Source organism: Stenotrophomonas sp. YJH_SMC_37 (assembly GCF_059370035.1).
On sequence record NZ_JCAFTG010000003.1, the window covers coordinates 448,973 to 466,235 of the forward strand.

The 17,263-nt window shown below is 66.1% G+C and carries 17 protein-coding genes; 7 read left to right on the forward strand and 10 right to left on the reverse strand.

Annotated features, from left to right (window positions below; all coding sequences use genetic code 11):
* Positions 1-77: 77 nt before the first annotated feature.
* Positions 78-899, reverse strand: coding sequence for a posphoenolpyruvate synthetase regulatory kinase/phosphorylase PpsR (gene ppsR / locus AC5P8J_RS06775; RefSeq protein WP_005417170.1), 822 nt, complete (start codon positions 897-899; stop codon positions 78-80).
* A gap of 144 nt (positions 900-1,043) precedes the next feature.
* Here ppsR and ppsA point away from each other — a divergent pair, with 144 nt between their 5' ends.
* Together ppsA and AC5P8J_RS06785 are read left to right on the forward strand one after the other, a co-directional pair.
* A complete protein-coding gene (gene ppsA, locus AC5P8J_RS06780) occupies positions 1,044-3,422 on the forward strand; it encodes a phosphoenolpyruvate synthase (RefSeq protein ID WP_111099058.1) in 2,379 nt (792 codons plus the stop codon).
* A gap of 145 nt (positions 3,423-3,567) precedes the next feature.
* Positions 3,568-4,467 (forward strand): mechanosensitive ion channel family protein, encoded by a 900-nt coding sequence (locus AC5P8J_RS06785; protein ID WP_134743512.1) that lies wholly within the window; start codon positions 3,568-3,570, stop codon positions 4,465-4,467.
* A 166-nt stretch (positions 4,468-4,633) separates the two neighbouring features.
* On the opposite strand, the gene AC5P8J_RS06790 is transcribed toward AC5P8J_RS06785, so the two are convergent.
* From AC5P8J_RS06790 to AC5P8J_RS06810, 5 genes are all read right to left on the reverse strand, one after another.
* The gene (locus AC5P8J_RS06790; RefSeq protein ID WP_494540146.1) at positions 4,634-5,749 is read right to left on the reverse strand and encodes an alkene reductase; all 1,116 of its coding nucleotides are present in this window, start codon (positions 5,747-5,749) and stop codon (positions 4,634-4,636) included.
* Positions 5,750-5,955: 206 nt separating this feature from the next.
* Entirely contained in the window at positions 5,956-6,828 is an 873-nt protein-coding gene (locus AC5P8J_RS06795; protein WP_478405345.1) for an EcsC family protein, read from the reverse strand.
* 170 nt (positions 6,829-6,998) lie between these two features.
* On the reverse strand, positions 6,999-7,571 hold the full coding sequence (gene orn / locus AC5P8J_RS06800; RefSeq protein WP_005413827.1) for an oligoribonuclease: 573 nt from the start codon (positions 7,569-7,571) through the stop codon (positions 6,999-7,001).
* Between the two features lie 75 nt (positions 7,572-7,646).
* Positions 7,647-8,171, reverse strand: a complete 525-nt coding sequence (gene tadA / locus AC5P8J_RS06805; RefSeq protein ID WP_021202807.1) for a tRNA adenosine(34) deaminase TadA — start codon at positions 8,169-8,171, stop codon at positions 7,647-7,649.
* Between the two features lie 75 nt (positions 8,172-8,246).
* The gene (locus AC5P8J_RS06810; RefSeq protein ID WP_021202806.1) at positions 8,247-8,606 is read right to left on the reverse strand and encodes a winged helix-turn-helix transcriptional regulator; all 360 of its coding nucleotides are present in this window, start codon (positions 8,604-8,606) and stop codon (positions 8,247-8,249) included.
* Positions 8,607-8,684: 78 nt separating this feature from the next.
* Here AC5P8J_RS06810 and AC5P8J_RS06815 point away from each other — a divergent pair, with 78 nt between their 5' ends.
* Both AC5P8J_RS06815 and AC5P8J_RS06820 read left to right on the forward strand, forming a co-directional pair.
* Positions 8,685-9,452: an NAD(P)H-dependent oxidoreductase gene (locus AC5P8J_RS06815; RefSeq protein WP_227852285.1), complete on the forward strand. Its 768-nt coding sequence runs from the start codon at positions 8,685-8,687 to the stop codon at positions 9,450-9,452.
* Positions 9,453-9,520: 68 nt separating this feature from the next.
* A complete protein-coding gene (locus AC5P8J_RS06820; RefSeq protein ID WP_227852284.1) occupies positions 9,521-9,958 on the forward strand; it encodes an acetyltransferase in 438 nt (145 codons plus the stop codon).
* 20 nt (positions 9,959-9,978) lie between these two features.
* On the opposite strand, the gene AC5P8J_RS06825 is transcribed toward AC5P8J_RS06820, so the two are convergent.
* Positions 9,979-10,497, reverse strand: coding sequence for a GNAT family N-acetyltransferase (locus AC5P8J_RS06825; RefSeq protein WP_021202803.1), 519 nt, complete (start codon positions 10,495-10,497; stop codon positions 9,979-9,981).
* A 239-nt stretch (positions 10,498-10,736) separates the two neighbouring features.
* On the opposite strand from AC5P8J_RS06825, the gene AC5P8J_RS06830 reads away from it, so the two are divergent.
* Genes AC5P8J_RS06830 through AC5P8J_RS06840 form a run of 3 tightly spaced genes read left to right on the forward strand, consistent with a single transcriptional unit; the run spans position 10,737 to position 13,430 of the window.
* The gene (locus AC5P8J_RS06830; protein ID WP_021202802.1) at positions 10,737-11,408 is read left to right on the forward strand and encodes a hypothetical protein; all 672 of its coding nucleotides are present in this window, start codon (positions 10,737-10,739) and stop codon (positions 11,406-11,408) included.
* 43 nt (positions 11,409-11,451) lie between these two features.
* Positions 11,452-12,105, forward strand: coding sequence for a hypothetical protein (locus AC5P8J_RS06835; protein WP_021202801.1), 654 nt, complete (start codon positions 11,452-11,454; stop codon positions 12,103-12,105).
* Positions 12,102-13,430, forward strand: coding sequence for an XVIPCD domain-containing protein (locus tag AC5P8J_RS06840; RefSeq protein WP_021202800.1), 1,329 nt, complete (start codon positions 12,102-12,104; stop codon positions 13,428-13,430). Before AC5P8J_RS06835 ends, AC5P8J_RS06840 begins: the two co-directional genes overlap by 4 nt.
* Positions 13,431-13,481: 51 nt before the next feature.
* On the opposite strand, the gene AC5P8J_RS06845 is transcribed toward AC5P8J_RS06840, so the two are convergent.
* The 3 genes from AC5P8J_RS06845 to AC5P8J_RS06855 all read right to left on the reverse strand — a co-directional run bounded on the left by AC5P8J_RS06845 (position 13,482) and on the right by AC5P8J_RS06855 (position 16,448).
* Positions 13,482-14,750, reverse strand: a complete 1,269-nt coding sequence (locus tag AC5P8J_RS06845) for a hypothetical protein (RefSeq protein ID WP_459390087.1) — start codon at positions 14,748-14,750, stop codon at positions 13,482-13,484.
* Positions 14,751-14,846: 96 nt separating this feature from the next.
* Positions 14,847-15,854 carry an XVIPCD domain-containing protein gene (locus tag AC5P8J_RS06850; RefSeq protein WP_494540144.1) on the reverse strand — a complete coding sequence of 336 codons (1,008 nt, stop codon included), beginning with the start codon at positions 15,852-15,854 and terminating at the stop codon, positions 14,847-14,849.
* 57 nt (positions 15,855-15,911) lie between these two features.
* Positions 15,912-16,448 carry a hypothetical protein gene (locus tag AC5P8J_RS06855; RefSeq protein WP_134730792.1) on the reverse strand — a complete coding sequence of 179 codons (537 nt, stop codon included), beginning with the start codon at positions 16,446-16,448 and terminating at the stop codon, positions 15,912-15,914.
* Positions 16,449-17,263 lie beyond the last annotated feature (815 nt).

Consider the following 17,263-nt stretch of genomic DNA (forward strand, 5'->3'; position numbering starts at 1 on the left):
GCAGGAGGGTCGATGCCCCAGCGCAGGAGGGTCATCACCCCGGAGGTAGGCCACGACCGTTGGTCGTGGCGCACGGATCAATACAGCTCGCGCTGCAGCCCCAATGTGGCCAGCACCTTGCTGGAAATCTCCTCGATCGAGGTATGCGTGGTGCTCAGGGTCGGAATCCGCTCCATCCGGAACATGGTCTCGGCCGCGGCCACCTCGCGCTTGCAGGTGTCCAGGTTGGCGTAGCGCGAGTTCGGGCGGCGCTCCTGGCGGATCTGCTGCAGGCGGTCCGGGTCGATGGTCAACCCGAAAAGCTTGCGCCGGTAGTTGCGCAGGCGCGGCGGCAGGCGGTCGCTTTCCAGGTCCTCGTCGGTCAACGGGTAGTTGGCCGCGCGCACCCCGTAATGCAGGGCCAGGTAGATGCAGGTGGGCGTCTTGCCGGCGCGCGACACCGCCACCAGGATCACGTCGGCATCGTCGTAGTTCACCGCAATGCCATCGTCATGGGTCAGGGCGAAGTTCATCGCGTTGATGCGGCGGTGGTAGGTATCGAAATCGACCATGCCGTGGGCCTGGCCGACCCGGGCCAGGCGCGGGCTGGCCAGTTCACGCTCCAGGGGCTCGATGAACGGCGCGAACACATCCAGCATCAGCGCCCCGCTGTCGGCCAGGATCAGGCTCAGGCTCTGGTCCACGCAGGAGTTCACCACGATCGGCCGGACCTGGTAGCGCTCACCTGCCGCCTGGATCCGGGCGCAGGCTTCACGCGCTTTTTCGGGGTCGTCGACAAACGACATTCGGTCGGTAATGAAGCTGAATCCGGAGAACTGGGTCAGCAGGCTATGCCCAATGGTTTCAGCGGTGATACCGGTTCCATCGGAAACGTAGAACACCGGACGGATGGTCGACATGCGCGCTTTTACCCCCTACGAAGCTTAAAAAGGCCGCCAGCACAAGCTTGTGCCGACGGTGCTCTGCCCGGCATCATATCGGCTTCTTCCTACGGACGCGGCCACTCAGCCCGCCTCGGGCGATGGCCAAACGGAGCATCGCGCTTGAACGAGAACATCCTGTGGTTGCACGAACTGCGTCTGGCCGATCTGGCCCGCGTAGGCGGCAAGAATTCGTCCCTGGGCGAGATGATCGGCAACCTGGCCGGTCTGGGCGTTTCGGTGCCGGGCGGTTATGCCACCACCGCTGAAGCCTTCAAGGACTTCATCGCGCACAACGACCTGTCCAAGCGCATCTTCGACAGGCTGGCCACGCTGGACGTCGAGGACGTCAATGCGCTGACCGCCGCCGGCAAGGAAATCCGCGGCTGGGTAATCGACGCCCCGCTGCAGCCGCAGCTGGACCAGGACATCCGCACCGCCTATGCCAAGCTGAGCGCCGAGAATGGCGGCGGCGACGTTGCCGTGGCCGTGCGTTCGTCTGCCACCGCCGAGGATCTGCCGGATGCGTCCTTCGCCGGACAGCAGGAAACCTTCCTCAACGTGACCGGTGCCGACGACGTCGTGCACAAGGTCAAGGAAGTGTTCGCCTCGCTGTACAACGACCGCGCCATCGCCTACCGCGTGCACCACGGTTTCAAGCATGAGGACGTGTTCCTGTCCGCCGGCGTGCAGCTGATGGTGCGTTCGGGCGTCGGCTCCTCCGGCGTGCTGTTCACCCTGGACACCGAGTCCGGCTTCCGCGACGTGGTGTTCGTCACCTCCTCGTTCGGCCTGGGCGAGATGGTCGTGCAGGGCGCGGTCAATCCGGACGAATACTACGTCTACAAGCCCACCCTGCAGGCCGGCAAGCCGGCGATCCTGCGCCGCTCGCTCGGCAGCAAGGCGATCCGCATGGTGTATTCGGATGTCCCCGGTGAGCGCGTCCGTATTGAAGACACCCCGGCCGAACTGCGCACCACCTTCTCGATCAGCGACGAGGACGTGCAGGAACTGGCCAAGCAGGCGCTGGTCATCGAAAAGCACTACGGCCGCCCGATGGACATCGAGTGGGCCAAGGACGGTGTCAGCGGCAAGCTGTTCATCGTGCAGGCGCGCCCGGAAACGGTGAAGTCGCGCAGCCACGCCACCCAGATCGAGCGCTTCGCGCTGACGGAGAAGGGCGGCAAGGTACTGGCCGAGGGCCGTGCCGTCGGCGCCAAGATCGGTTCGGGCGTGGCCCGCGTGGTGAAGACGCTGGACGACATGAACCGCGTGCAGCCGGGCGACGTGCTGATCGCCGACATGACCGATCCCGATTGGGAACCGGTGATGAAGCGCGCCTCGGCCATCGTCACCAACCGCGGTGGCCGCACCTGCCACGCCGCGATCATCGCGCGCGAGCTGGGCGTGCCAGCCGTGGTTGGTTCGGGCAACGCGACCCAGGTCATCGAGGATGGCCAGCTGGTCACCGTCAGCTGCGCTGAAGGCGATACCGGCTTCATCTACGAAGGCAAGCTCGGCTTTGAACGCACCACGACCGATCTGGGCAACATGCCGCCGGCCCCGCTGAAGATCATGATGAACGTGGCCAACCCGGAACGTGCCTTCGACTTCGGCCAGCTGCCGAACGCCGGCATCGGCCTGGCCCGCCTGGAAATGATCATCGCCAGCCACATCGGCATCCATCCGAATGCGCTGCTGGAATACGACCGCCAGGACGCCGCGACCAAGAAGAAGATCGACGAGAAGATCGCCGGCTACGGTGATCCGGTCAGCTTCTACGTGGACCGCCTGGCCGAAGGCATCGCCACCCTCACCGCCTCGGTTGCACCGAACCCGGTGATCGTGCGCCTGTCGGACTTCAAGTCCAACGAGTACGCCAACCTGATCGGCGGCAGCAACTACGAGCCGCACGAAGAGAACCCGATGATCGGCTTCCGCGGCGCCAGCCGTTACGTCGACCCGAGCTTCTCGGCCGCCTTCGCGCTGGAGTGCAGGGCCGTGCTGCGCGTGCGCAACGAAATGGGCCTGGACAACCTGTGGGTCATGATTCCGTTCGTGCGCACCCTGGAAGAAGGCCGCAAGGTCGTCGAGGTGCTGGAACAGAACGGCCTGAAGCAGGGCGAGAACGGCCTGAAGATCATCATGATGTGCGAAGTGCCGTCCAACGCACTGCTCGCCGATGAGTTCCTGGAGATCTTCGACGGCTTCTCGATCGGCTCCAACGACCTGACCCAGCTGAGCCTGGGCCTGGACCGCGACTCGTCGATCGTCGCGCACCTGTTCGACGAACGGAACCCGGCAGTGAAGAAGCTGCTGTCGATGGCGATCAAGGCAGCACGTGCCAAGGGCAAGTACGTCGGCATCTGCGGCCAGGGCCCGTCCGATCACCCCGATCTGGCCGAATGGCTGATGCAGGAAGGCATCGAGTCGGTGTCGCTGAACCCGGACACCGTGGTTGATACCTGGCTGCGTCTGGCCAAGCTGAAGGCCAACGGCTGATGCCGTGATGGGCTGACGTCGCTTTCATCGACGTCCGCCCATACTGCTGCTGCACGCAAGCCCCGCCTCTGCGGGGCTTGCTGTTTCTGGCGTCCGCGCACGCCCTGCCCCACGCAGACATCGCTACGCAACAAAGGACTTCCGCATGATCGCCGCCGCACCTCCCACCCCCGCCCCCGCCGCAACGCCCTGGTTCCACTCGCTCAACTGGGAGCGCCTGCTGGAAACCTACGGTGTGCCGTTACTGGCCGCCATCGTGGTGCTGCTGGTGGGCCTGTGGGTGGCGCGTCGCCTGTCCAACGCGATGCCGCGCGCCACAGCGCGCATGGGCGTGGACCCGATGCTGGGCAGCTTCCTGCGCAACGTGGTCTATGCCACCTCACTCGTGATCGTGGCGCTGCTGGCCATCGACACGCTCGGCGTGAAGATCACCCCGCTGCTGGCCGTGCTCGGCACCGCTGGCCTGGCGGTCGGTCTTGCGTTGAAGGATTCGCTGTCCAACATCGCCTCGGGCGTGATGCTGGTGACGCTGCGACCGTTCCGCGTGGGCGATGTGGTGACCGTGGCCGGGCAGACCGGCACGGTGCGCGAAGTGCGCATCTTCCAGACCGTCATCACCGGTGCCGACAACCAGCACACCACCATTCCGAACACGCTGATCACCGCCGCACCGATCATCAACCTCACCGCCGAACCGACCCGCCGCGTCGAACTGGTGATCGGCATCGGCTACGAGGACAACATCCAGCTGGCACGCGACACCGCGCTGGCGCTGATGAAGGCCGACCCGCGCGTGCTGCAGACGCCGGCCCCGGACGTGGTGGTGTACGAGCTGGGTGCGCACGCCATCAACCTCGGCATCCGTTGCTACGTGAAGTCGGCCGACTGGTTCGGCACCAAGGTCACGCTGCTGGAGCAGCTGAAGCTGGGCTATGACAAGGCCGGCATCAACATTCCGTATCCGCAGCAGGACATGCACCTGTACCTGCATGGAAAGGATGGCGGTGTGGTCGAGGCGGACGCGCTGGTGCGCGACAAGCCCTGATCCATCCCCGGGCTGCCGGCCAGCGGCCGGCACTACCCCCGCCGCCTGACTGAAATGCCGGCCAGCGGCCGGCACTACCCCCTCGCCGCCTGACTGGAATGCCGGCCAGCGGCCGGCGCTACCCGCGCCCCCGGTAGTGCCGGCCGCTGGCCGGCAGCCTTCAGGATCAGGCCGCGACGCTCTCTTCCAGCGTCGGGTAATCGGTGAAGCCAACCGCGCCACCGCCAAAGAATGTTGCACGATCCGGCGGATTCAGTTCCGCCCCCAGTCGCAGGCGCTCAGGCAGATCCGGGTTGGCGATGAACGGCCGGCCGAAGCCAATCAGGTCAGCCCAGCCTTCGGCCAGTGCCTGCTCGGCACGCTCGGCGGTGTACTTGCCGGCGTAGATCAGCGTACCCGGGTAGACCATGCGCAGCGCCTGTTTGAACGCCACCGGCATCAACGGTGCATCGTCCCAATCCGCTTCGGCAATGTGAAGGTAACCCACGCCCAGTTCACCCAGCAGATGCGCGGCCGCCAGATAGGTCGCCTGCGGCGTATCGTCCACCGCACCCTGCAACGTGGTCAGTGGCGCCAGGCGCACGCCGACGCGATCACCACCGACCACCGCAACCACCGCCTGCACCACCTCGCGCAGGAACCGCAGGCGGTTCTGCAACGCGCCGCCATAGCCGTCGGTGCGCTGGTTGGCCTGCGAGTCGATGAACTGGTTGATCAGGTAGCCATTGGCACCGTGCAACTCCACGCCATCGAAGCCTGCGTCCAGCGCATTGCGCGCGGCCTGCGCGAAATCGGCGACGACGCCCGGAATCTCATCTTCGCGCAGCTCACGCGGCATCGAATGCTGGATCATTTCGCCCACCCCGGCTTCGGGACCTGCCCCGGTCGGGTCGACGAACACTTTCACGCCTTCCGCCAACAACGCCGACGACGACACCGGGGCGGCGCCGCCCGGCTGCAGCGCCACATGCGAAACCCGGCCGACGTGCCACAGCTGGGCGTAGATGCGGCCACCGGCGGCGTGCACGGCGTCAGTCACCTGGCGCCACCCCTGCACCTGCTCCGGGCTGTGGATGCCCGGAGTCCAGGCGTAGCCCTGGCCCTGCGCGCTGATCTGGGTACCCTCGCTGACAATGAGGCCGGCGCCGGCACGCTGCGCGTAGTACGTGGCCATTTCGGCAGGGGGCACGTTGCCGGCCGACGAGCGCGAGCGGGTCATCGGCGGCATCACGATGCGGTTGGGCAACGTCAGCGCGCCCAGGCGGTGGGGAGTGAACAGCATGGCGGCAATCTCTTGCAGGGGACTGCCGGCAAGGATGGGGATGGCGGCGGCCACGCAACAGGCACGCACTGGCAAAACAGTTGTTCCCTCAAGGCAAGGATGGCCGGCCGGGGGTCAGAGCCCCTTCCTGCGGAACGGGCTCCGACCCCGCGCGCAACCGGGGTCGGATCCCTTTGCAACGCAAAGGGCTCCTACCCCGAAGCCGGTTACAGCGTGGGTTCGATCAGCACGCCACCATGCGCCACGCGGTCATAGCAGGTGCGTACCACGTCCTCGCCGTACTTGCGCTCCAGCCGGCGCACGATGAAGTGACCACGCGCCATGTCCTGGTAGTAGTCGGTGAACATGGTGTTCAGCGCTGCACCCGCGGCGGCACCAACGACCGGCACCGCCTGCGCGGCGAACTTCTCGGTAACGACCACGCCAAAGCGCGCCGCCACCTTCTCCACCATCTTCGCCAGCAGCTTGCCGGCTTCCTTCGGCGCCACGCCCAGGGTCAGGTCGCGGCCGGTCACCACCCGCCCGGCCAGCTCGGCCGACAGATGGCGCATCACATCGGTGGTGAAACCTCGAGCCAGGTAATAGCCCGTCTCGCTGGCGTCATCGCGTGGCGAGTTGCCGCCCAGCGCGAACACCTCCAGGCACGCCTGGCGGGTGCTGAAGTCGGACAGGTCGAAGCCCTCGCTGCGGGCCACGTCGGCCACGGCGCGCATCATGATGGTGGTCGACACCGGCAGTTCGATGAACAAGGCCGCGAAGCCAAAGGCGCCTCCGACCGCGCCTGACGTCGCCGCCGCCACCTTGTGCCAGCGCGTGGATGCGCCCTTGCCAGGGGTGTTGTCCATGCTCCACAGGGCCGCCTGCGCGGACTTGGACAGCGCCGCCTGCACCGCACCGTGGATGCGGCCCGACACCGCCTTGGGCAGCGCCTTCACCGCGAACTCCAGCGGCGTGCCGACCAGGTTGGCCATGCGCGCGGTCAGGGTCGGCGCTTCCAGCAGCGCCACCGCCCGCTGCAGGTCGGACCAGTCGCGGGCGTCGTGGACAATGTCGCGGGGAAGCAGGATCGGCTCGTTCATGGGGCCGATCTTAGCGCCCGGTAGTTGAACGCTTCGTCGCGGGTCACGACAGAGGGGTCAGAGCCCTTTCCGCGGGAAAGGGATCCGACCCCGACGCCTTGCCGGCCAGCGGCCGGCACTACCAGTTCGCGTGTCATCCGGTAGCGCCGGGCCATGCCCGGCGTTGTTGTTCAGGCCGTGGGCAGGCCCGACAGCGCGCCCATGAACTGGCGGTAGTGGCGGAGCTCGGCGATTGAATCGTGTACATCGCTCAGCGCGGTATGGTTGCTGTTCTTGCCGACGCCAGCGGCCACGCTCGGCGCCCAGCGCTTGGCCAGTTCCTTCACGGTGGACACGTCCAGGTTGCGGTAGTGGAAGTACTTCTCCAGCCGCGGCATCTGGCGGTGCAGGAAGCGGCGATCCTGGCAGATCGAGTTGCCGCACATCGGCGAAAGGCCGGCCGGGATCCACTGCGCCAGGAAGTTCACCGTCTGCGCTTCGGCCTGGCCCAGGGTGGTGGTGCTGTCCACCACGCGCTGCCACAGGCCCGAGCGACGGTGCTGGTTGCGGTTCCACTCGTCCATCGCTTCCAGCGTTTCCAGCGGGTGATGGATGGCGAACTCCGGGCCCTCGGCCAGCACATTGAGCTGGGCATCGGTCACCACCGTGGCGATCTCGATGATCGAATCGTTATCGGTATCCAACCCGGTCATTTCCAGGTCGATCCAGATCAGTCGCTCGTTGGCCGCGCCGGTGTCCGCCATTGTGTCGCCTCGTTGCTGGGCAGGCGCGCGGCCTACCGGTAAGGGAAAGAGGCGCCCATCATACCCTTTCGCCTCTCAGCCCTCGCCGGCGTGGTCTTCCAGCAGCAACGGCGGCTTGCCACGCTTGGCGCGGAAATAATTGGTCAGGCGCATGCTGGCCTCCTTGGCCAGCACCCCACCATGGATCTCCACCCGGTGGTTGTGGCGGGCATCGCCGAGCAGGTCGAACACGCTGCCGCAGGCGCCGGTCTTGGGGTCGCTGGCGCCGTAGACCAGGCGGGCAACGCGTGCATGCACGATCGCCATCGCACACATTGCGCACGGTTCCAGGGTCACGTACAGAGTGCTGCCGAGCAGCCGATGGTTGGCCAGCCGCGTGCCACCGGCCCGCATGGCCACGATCTCGGCATGCGCGCTGGGATCGTGCGAGGCGATGTTGAGGTTCCAGCCCTCGCCCAGCAGCTGGCCATCGGCGCCCACCAGTACCGCACCGACCGGAATCTCATCGAACTCGCGTTGCGCGCGCTCGGCCAGGGCCAGCGCGTGGCGCATCCAGCGTTCATCGGCGTCGTGCACCGGTACACCCAGAGCATCGGTCATGGCGGTTCTCGCGTGTGTGCAGGGCCAGGATGGCCGCCGGGGCCGCATTGTACGCCCGCGGCCGTGCAGGCGCCGCTAGCGTGCGTCGAAGCGCTCGCGGGCGGCGTCCAGTGCCTGGAAGTTGTGCTCGGCCCAACGGTCCAGAGCGGACAGCGTGTCAACCAGGCCACGCGCGACTTCGGTCAGCCGGTACTCCACATGCAGTGGCTTTTTGCCCAGCTCACACCGCTCGACCAGGCCATTGCGCTCCAGCTGCCGCAGGGTCTGGGTCAACACCTTCTGCGAGATGCCTTCGATCTTCCGCAGCAGCGCGCCATTGCGCAGCGGCCCCTGCGCCAGTGCCGGCAACAGCAGCATCACCCACTTGCCGGAGATCAGCGCCAGCGCATCACGTGCCGAACAATCGGCGGCATAGACATCGCCCGGACAGGCCATGGTTACCTCAAGGTGCGTAATTGCCGGGGCACTCCGGCATCGCGAGGATGGTCGCACACTCCACCAACACCTCGCCCCATGCGCGCCCTGATCCTGCTTGCCCATCCCGAACCCCGCTCGTTCAACGCCTACCTGGCCGCGCAGGCCGCCGAACAGCTGCGCCATGACGCCCTGCAGGTGGACGTGGTCGACCTGTATGCGGAAGGCTTCGATCCACTGGAAGCGGCCCATCATCATTCAAGGCGCCTGCAGCCCGACCGCTTCGATGCCCAGCGCGAACAGCGTCATGGCGCCGAACAGGGCCGGCTGCCCGCCGATGTGCAGCGTCATCTGCAGTTGCTGCGGGCTGCGGATCGGGTGATCCTGCAGTTCCCGCTGTGGTGGTTTTCGGCACCGGCGATCCTCAAGGGCTGGCTGGACCGCGTACTGGTCTACGGGCCGATGTACAACAGCCGCCTGCGCCACGAACACGGCGCGATGCGCGGCAAGCGTGCCCTGCTCAGCGTCACCACCGGCGCTTCGGCGCGGGCCTGCGCGGTGGATGGCCGTGAGGGTGATACCCGCCTGTTGCTGTGGCCGTTGATGTACAGCCTGCGCTACGTCGGCTTCGATGTGATGGAACCGCATGTGGTGCACGGCGTGCGTTCCGGGCTGGCACCGGAGCGCGCGCAGGCACACGACGAGGCACTGGCTGCAGCAACGCACTACTACCGCGAACGCCTGGCGCACTGGACGCAGTGGCCCACCGTGCCCTTCAACGACAGCGCGGATTTCGAGGACGGCGTGGTGCTGCGCGCGGAGGCCACCACCTACAGCCCCTTCATCCGCCATCGCAACGCCGGATGAATCCAGGTCTGCACGCTGGGTCGGGACGCGCGATACTACGTGCTCATTGAAAGCACCTTGGTGAACCCATGACCACCCTTCGCGCCTCGCGCGCCGACGACGGCGCCGCCCTCGTCGACCTCTGGCGCCGCGCCGTCGACGCCACCCACGACTTCCTCAGCGCAGAAGACCGCCAGGCCATCGACGCCGAAGTCGCCGGTTTCCTGCCGCTGGCGCCGATGACCGTGGCCGTCGACGCTCAGGACCGCCCCCTTGGCTTCATGCTCATCGATGGCACGCACATGGAAGCGCTGTTCATCGATCCTGACGTGCGCGGTACCGGTATCGGCAGGCGACTGCTGCAGCATGCGCTGGCCCTGCATCCGCAGCTCAGTACCGACGTCAACGAACAGAACGCACAGGCCGTCGGCTTCTACCAGCGCATGGGCTTCGTCGCAACCGGACGTTCACCGCTGGATTCGCAGGGCCGCCCGTATCCGCTGATCCATCTCCGGTACGAGGGCTGAGATCAGCCCCGGCGGCGGGGTCAATCCACGGGCGGGGCGCTTGCCTCGAATGCCGCTGAGTAGCGCACTTCGCCCTGCGCGATCGGCGGCACCAGGGAGAGGGCCTGGAAGTACGCTGCTGGAACACCCGGCAGTACCAGGCCCGGTTCGGCATGGAACCCGAATCGCCCGTAGTAGGACGGCTCCCCCAGCACGACGCAGCCCTGCGCGCCCTGCCCACGCAATGCGTCGAGCGCCGCGTGCATCAGCGCTGCGCCAATGCCCTGCCCCTGGCATCCGGGCAGCACCGAGATGGGTCCCACGCCAAACCAGCCGGTGCTGCCATCGCTTATCGTCACCGGCGACAGGGCGATGTGCCCGACGACCTGCCCGTCCTTCTCGGCGACCAGCGAAAGACTCAGCTCTCCACGCGAACGCAGCGCATCGACAATGAACTGCTCGGTGTGGCTGCTGTGCGGCGCATCACGGAAGGCCGCCTCAGTGAGTGCGTGGATGCTTGCCCGGTCTTTACTGGACTCAGGCCGAATTGTGTAATTCATGGCGCCCGTCTCTGTGATGGAAATGTGAATTATTGATTTGAATCACACATCTGCAGAAGAGCCTGCGTCGCGCGCAGCGCCAGCGGAAACACCGGATCGCCCACGGCGCAGGCGATACGCCCGAGGTAGCACCCGCCGGCGCGTCAAAAACATGGCGCGCCGGGTGGCAATGGCTTGCCGACACGCTCCATAATCGGAAAACCTGTCATCCAGGAATGATATATGGACATGGACGCGCCATGCAGGACCGGGCCATGGATGTAGCACAGCGCGAACACAGGGGACGGCCGTTGTTGGCGTTGATCGCGCTATTGCCGCTGGCCGCGTGCTCACCTTATGCCGATGCCGAGCGCGACGTTGCTGCGGGTGGACGCGGCCTGGCCAGGCTCAACCCGGCGCCGAAGCAGGCCTACGAACTGGTGCTGACAGTGAAGGATGCACCGGGCCCGTTCGCGGTTGTTGAGGGCGTGGCCCAGTATGACGTCAGCAACTACGAAGACTGCGGGCGGATCATCTGGTCCACCGGCACGGCCAGCCGCATCACCAGCCAGGAACCGGTGGAACTGCGCAGGACGGGCGAGAACGAATACCGCGGTACGTTCTACCTCGACCGCATGCAGGACCAGGACTATTACGATCGCGGTACGTGCCACTGGACGCTGACCGGCGTTGGCGCGATGTTGCGTGCCACGACCGGCGAAGCTGATACGCGATTCCTGACGTTCATCGACAAGAAGCGCATGGACGCGGGATCGCCGTTGACTCTCTACTATCCGAAGACTGCTTATCCCCGCGCCGAGCTCGCTGCCAACTTCCCTGCCAGCGGCAAAGAAGATCCGTCGGCCTACAAGGAGGAACTGCGCGACGCGCTGTTCTCGACCACAACCACTGTGCGGACGCTCGCGCCATGAGCTGCCAGTGCCACATTTCCCCCTACACACCAGGAGGCCGACATTGCGCCACAAGATGATTCCGTGCCTTGCTCTGCTTCTGTTGACCGCCTGCCATCCGGAGACCGCCATGAACCAGGAACGTGCCGCTGCTGAAGCCGATGTCGCCCAGGGTGGGCGCGGCCTCGCCAAGCTCAACCCCAGCCCGCGCAAGGCCTATGAACTGGTGCTGCGCCTGAAGGACGCCCCCGGCGATTTCGCGCTGGTCAAGGGCGTGGCCCAGTACGACGTCACCAATGAAGACCAGTGCGGCTATATCGAGCCGGCCACCGGCACGGCTGCACGGATTACCAGCCAGGAGCCGGTGGAACTGCGCAAGGTCGCTGATGGCGAGTACCGGGGCACGCTGTATGTGGACCGCATGCTGGATGAAGACTACTACGGCCGCGGCGTGTGCAGGTGGGAGTTCACCGGCGCCGGGGCAATGCTCAAGGCAACGGGTGCTGAAGAAGAAACCCGCTTCCTCACCTTCGTCGACGCCAAGCCGCTGACCGAAGGTGGCGCACATACGCTCTACTATCCGGATCTGGTCTATCCGAAGGCAGATCGCGTTCCCAATTTCCCCGCCAGTGGCGAGCCCAATCGCAGCAATTACGCCCCTGACCTTCAGGACAAGCTGTTTACGATCACCCTCTCCGCAAGCGAGGTGGCGCCGTGACCATCACCTCCCAGGATTACGCCGCGCTATCTGATGACGCCTATAAGGATCGGGCCGTCGGCCGACGTGAACCCGGCCTAGAGGAGAAAGTCACGTTAAACGGCCATGAGTACAAGATACTTGAGCACGTCAATAATCGCCTCAACGGCTATCAAGGCACCGTCTATCAGCGAGTAGACACCAAAGAGATCGTCATTGCGCATCGCGGCACCGAGCAGATAGCTCGCGATGCGATTCTGACCGATGGCGGCATGGTGGTGGCACGCACGAACGTGCAGGCTCCTGACGCGATTGCCCTGACACAAAGGACGCTTGAAGGCGTCGCGCTTCAGTCTCGCTTGAACGGTGAACCTGCTCCCCAGGTCACCGTCACTGGCCACTCTCTCGGTGGCGCACTGGCCCAGATCACCTCGCACCATTTCAACGTCAAGGGCGAAACCTTCAACGCCTATGGCGCGGTCAGCCTCAGCTACCGCATCCCGGAAGGCGGCAACACCATGATCAACCATGTCATGGCCTCCGATCCGGTCAGCGCGGCGTCGCCGCACTTCGGCCAGGTGCACATCTACGCCAGGCCGAATGAAATCAGCACGCTCGCCGCGAACGGTTTCAGCAATCACTCGTTGCGCGCCCTTATCCCCGACCGGCCGATCATCGCCGCAGGCAGCTCGTTCGGCGCGCACAAGCTGGGCAACTTCCTCGGTGACGGCTCGGTGCTGCAGCACCCGGAAACGCAGAAGCTGGCAAAAGACAACGCCAGGATGATCGAGGAGTACCGCGACGACGTTGAATCACTGCGCCGTGGTGTCACCCGCGCGGCGCGGGGCATTCCAGGCGGCGCCGTCGACCTGTACGACCACATCCGCGGCCCGCTGCAGCCCGGTGAGCCGGCACGCCGCGAAGCGGAGAAGAACGGCCATCACACCAGCATGCTGCGAATGGACGATGCCAACCATGTGGGCAACCCACTGTTCAACGACGCGATCCGTGGCGTGCACGCGCAGGATGTCCGCGTCGGCCGGGTACCAGACGTGATGAGCACGCAACTGGCAGGCAGTCTGGCCGCCGAAATGCACGCAGCAGGCGGCAAGCGCATCGACGAAGTGGTCATGAATGCCGATGCCTCGCGCAGCTTCGCCGTGCAGGGCCAGGGCGGTGACCCCGCCCACCTTCGTGTGTCGGTGGATACGGCAGTGGCGATGAACACCCCGCTGGAACAGAGCAGCCAGCGCATCGACCAGCAGGCCGCCGACCAGCGCGTTGCGCTGGAGCGCGACCAGCAGCTCGAACAGCAGCGGAACCAGACCCGCAGCCTGCAGGCCTGATGCAGCGCGGGAGCCGGTCACCCCGGCTCCCGCACCCTTCGGCACTCCGGCTCAGGGGCTGGAGGCCGCCACTGGCACGCCTACTCCGGCAGTCACGAACGGATCCGGGCCCGAATCCGGGAATCCGCCGCAGGCACGATCGCCGGGTGCCACCGGATCACAGGGCCACAGGGCGCGTGCGACCTTCTCACGCAGCTCGAAGCGATCCCCAGTCCAGACCACGAACGCGATGTGCTCGCGGTTCCAGTCACCGTAGGCGCGCGGACCGCCCTTCTGCGCAGACTCCGGGTACTGCACGAACCAGCGCATGGCCGGGCCGTACTGCAACTTGCTATGGTCCAGGATGACACGTCCCTCACGCGACAGCTGTCGCGCACGGTCGGCGTCCGTCACCGGCGGCATGGCCGGCATGGCATCGGCGGTCACATCCCTCGGCGGCGCGTCCCCGCGGACCTGGTACACACGCTGGGCCACATAGGCCTCGCGACAATCACCCGCTGGCACGCGGACCGGCTCCGCGCCGTACTCATCGCGGTTGGCGACCTGGTCGCTGCAGGTGAACGGTGCTGACACCAGATAGAACGTGCTGTCGCCGTCGCGCCCTTCCAGCGAGCGCACCCAGATGTCGCCCATCCGCACGATGAAGTCCGGGCGCTGGCCGTAGCCCGGCACCGCCTTGAACCATGCCTTCTGCCGCACCTCACGCTCGCGCCAGCTGCGCGGCAGGTGGATGTCCTGCACGGGCAGCGCGACCAGCAACGCGGCCAGATGCGCCGGCATGGTGCCTTGGCAGGCGCCAATCAGCAGGTCGCCCTGGGTCGCCAGCCGCCCGGCCAGATCCACCGGGCAGCGGGCACCGAGCGCCCGCTCGGTCGCCTGCTCTGGCGGCAACGGCACGATGGCCAAGGCGGGTGGCGCGGGAGCTACCGCCGGGACGGCTGGCTCGACGACGGCAGGCGGTGCAGCCACAGGCGCCGCCGCTGCGGGCGCAACGGGCGCAGGCGCCGGGTCCGAAGCGGGCGCGGGCTGCGCGTCCACCACGGGTGCCGCAGGGGGTGTCACAGCAACCGGTACTTCGGGAGCCGGCGTCACGACAACGGCGTCGGCCACCGCGGGCGCTGTAACGGGCGCCGCCCCTGCAGGCGCGTCAACAGTTGCCTCTGCAGCGGGGTGCGTCTCCACGACGGGCGCCGCTGCCTCCTGAGCCTGTGCCGACGCTGCGGCAAGTCCAAGTGACAGCAGCCAGAGCGGCGGCAGGCGGCGCACGGATGCATTGCAGCGGGCCGCGGCGTGCCGGACATTCGGGGGAACGATTCGCATGTGGTGTCCTTACGGGTGGGTTTCCATGTCGGCGCCACAGGGCGCCACGCGTCGTACGTAAAGCGCCAGCGGGCACCCTGCCCGCCGGCATCGGTGTTACAGGGATCGAGAACGCTGCTCCTGCTCGCGGGCGAGCGCGGCCGCCGGGTCCTGCTGGGCGACATTGGCAGCCAACTGCTGGCTGCTCTGCGCCAGCGGCTGCTGCGCCGCTTGTTCGCGATCAACCGACGCGCGCAGCATGGCTGGGTCACCCAGCGCGCCCTGCACGGCAAACAACGTGCGACCGTCGTTGCCAGCCAGTAGATGATCGATGCGCGACATCCCCGCCTTCTGCGCGCTCAGCGCCAGTGCGCCGGCAGCATTGTCCAGTTCCTGCACGCTGCGCAGACCGCTTTGCGGCCCCATCTGCTGCAGGTGCTGGCGTGCGCCCTGGAACAGTACGTGTCCCGGCGCGCCCGGCTGCGACATGTCCCGTGCACCGGTCTGCTGCGCCGGCGCCCCGACTTCGCCCCTATCCAGACGCGCCATCACGTCCGGCGTCAGCTTCTGCTGCCAGACCTCGAAGCGCTGCTGGCGGGCCTCGATGCCATTGAGTGCGCCATTGATCGCACGCGTGGCCTCGCGCACATCCTCGCGTGCCGCCTCCGGAACGCGTGTCTGCCATTGCCAGACCGCGATGCGGCCGGCGTGCTCGGGCTGCGCAGCCAGTTCCGGATGGTTCACAAGGTCCAGGTCCAGCGCCTTGCCGGCACGCTCGTAATTCTCCTTTCCGACCAGCGGAAGATAGCCACGGCCGTGGTACTTCAGCGCGTCGCCCGGCGCGTCATTGCCCATCCGCCCGCCGTACATCAGTTCGGCCAGGTTCTCCGGGCGACCGCGCAACGCCTCTTGGCGGGCACGCTCCAGCGCACCATTGCCATTACGCCACGCGGCCTCGACCGGGATCTGCGAGATGCCCCGGGTGAAGTTGAAGCTTTCATTGAGCCGGCTCAGGCCACGCGACTCGTGCACGGCCTGCGCCATGAAGTTGGCCAGTTCCCGGGACGAGGTGATGCCGGCCTCCGTGGCCTGTCGCAACAATTGCGACTCTCTATCCTGCGACACGGTCAAACTCCTGCTCGATCATCGTGGGGTCCTCCTGCCTCCTCACAGGCGCGGCACTCAAGGCAAGCTCACGTCAGCAACCACGGACGGGTCAAAGTCCTCAAACCGTACCCTGCCCAGCTCGGCCGCCGAGAAGTCACGGGTGTGGGTTGCCTCGGTCTCGGTGTCGACCACCCGGCGCTGCACGCCATGGACCCAACAGACCTGCTCGGACGGCGCGTAGCGGAACGTGTAGGTGCTGCTCCAGCGCTCGCGGCTGCCGCCGTTGGTGATCACGCTGAACGCGCCATCCTCGATCGTCACGTAGGCGAAGGGATCACCGGCAATGCCGCCGCGGGTAGAGCATGGCACCAGCTTGTCGTTGCGCGCCGCCAGCTGCCATCGGCCGGCAGCATCGCCCAGCAGCAGCAACAGCACCCGGTTGGGACCGTGCTCGCCCGGCAGCAAGCCCTCCGGAGGAGGTTGGTCGATCACCAGGAGCTGGTCCTGGAAACCATTGCCGGTCAGATCACCGCGCACGGCTTCCAGCAGGTTCGCGCCGGACGGCACGAACGCCAACGCATTGTCCATGTGCGTGCCGCTCCCCTTCTCCATCCCCTGCAACTCCTTCCAAGCCGTCTTGCCAGTATCCATGCAAGGGCCGGGACACCGCGCAATACGCCACCTGTCCCGATGCCCGCCAAAGCGGATGATAGCCCTGGCCCTGCGAGGGCTTCGATGGTCATGAGCGTCGCCCGCACGGTGGGTCGTCAGAGTCCTCATGGACGGAAAAGCTCCTGCGCTCAATTGCACCGATGCGTCGGATTTTTGACGCGTACGCAGCTTACTTCGAGGAAGCACCGTTCGTCGAAGGGGGCCCGAAAAGAAAAGCGCAATTGATCACACAAAAAACGGGCCTATCGTGAACAGTCACCAACCCGCTGGAACTACAGCACCTGAATTCGATGAACGCATCATCGTTGCCCCACCGCACTCAAGGAGAGCGCCGTCAGGATAGTCAAAGTAGTGTTCGTCAGGATCAAGCCCACGCCCCCCCTTCTGCGCCGCGCAGCGTCACCCGCAGTCCTGGTCTCCAGAGTGTCCTCATCGACGAGAAAGGCACCCGCGTTTAAGGGCGCGATACGTCAGCATTTTTGACGCGCACGCAGCCCAATTCTTCGGGCACGGGACCGAACTCCCGAGTTTAGCTTCGAGAGTTCACCTCATGATGGCCCCAGCCACTCAGATCCCTCTACCAAAGTGCGATAGGCGTTGGACGTCGGATGTTCCAACGCAGCTTCATAGAGCAATCAGAACTCTTGGAAGATCGGCTCACTGCAATCCGTGTACTTGATCGTGCACTGCCCACCGCCGTGAGCAGCACAGTACTTCAGAACCTCAGTGGAAGCGGCCTCTTTCGTTGGGCCGCC

What these genes read in the sequence shown, in the direction of transcription:
- orn (WP_005413827.1), bottom strand. Translation starts at nt 7,571, where the DNA reads ATGGCGGACACCGGCGCGGCCAACGAGCGACTGATCTGGATCGACCTG.
- AC5P8J_RS06855 (WP_134730792.1), bottom strand. Translation starts at nt 16,448, where the DNA reads ATGGAGAAGGGGAGCGGCACGCACATGGACAATGCGTTGGCGTTCGTG.
- tadA (WP_021202807.1), bottom strand. Translation starts at nt 8,171, where the DNA reads ATGACCGATGCTCTGGGTGTACCGGTGCACGACGCCGATGAACGCTGG.
- AC5P8J_RS06790 (WP_494540146.1), bottom strand. Translation starts at nt 5,749, where the DNA reads ATGCTGTTCACTCCCCACCGCCTGGGCGCGCTGACGTTGCCCAACCGC.
- AC5P8J_RS06825 (WP_021202803.1), bottom strand. Translation starts at nt 10,497, where the DNA reads ATGAATTACACAATTCGGCCTGAGTCCAGTAAAGACCGGGCAAGCATC.
- AC5P8J_RS06785 (WP_134743512.1), top strand. Translation starts at nt 3,568, where the DNA reads ATGATCGCCGCCGCACCTCCCACCCCCGCCCCCGCCGCAACGCCCTGG.
- AC5P8J_RS06845 (WP_459390087.1), bottom strand. Translation starts at nt 14,750, where the DNA reads ATGCGAATCGTTCCCCCGAATGTCCGGCACGCCGCGGCCCGCTGCAAT.
- AC5P8J_RS06815 (WP_227852285.1), top strand. Translation starts at nt 8,685, where the DNA reads ATGCGCGCCCTGATCCTGCTTGCCCATCCCGAACCCCGCTCGTTCAAC.
- AC5P8J_RS06820 (WP_227852284.1), top strand. Translation starts at nt 9,521, where the DNA reads ATGACCACCCTTCGCGCCTCGCGCGCCGACGACGGCGCCGCCCTCGTC.
- ppsR (WP_005417170.1), bottom strand. Translation starts at nt 899, where the DNA reads ATGTCGACCATCCGTCCGGTGTTCTACGTTTCCGATGGAACCGGTATC.
- AC5P8J_RS06810 (WP_021202806.1), bottom strand. Translation starts at nt 8,606, where the DNA reads ATGGCCTGTCCGGGCGATGTCTATGCCGCCGATTGTTCGGCACGTGAT.
- AC5P8J_RS06795 (WP_478405345.1), bottom strand. Translation starts at nt 6,828, where the DNA reads ATGAACGAGCCGATCCTGCTTCCCCGCGACATTGTCCACGACGCCCGC.
- AC5P8J_RS06830 (WP_021202802.1), top strand. Translation starts at nt 10,737, where the DNA reads ATGCAGGACCGGGCCATGGATGTAGCACAGCGCGAACACAGGGGACGG.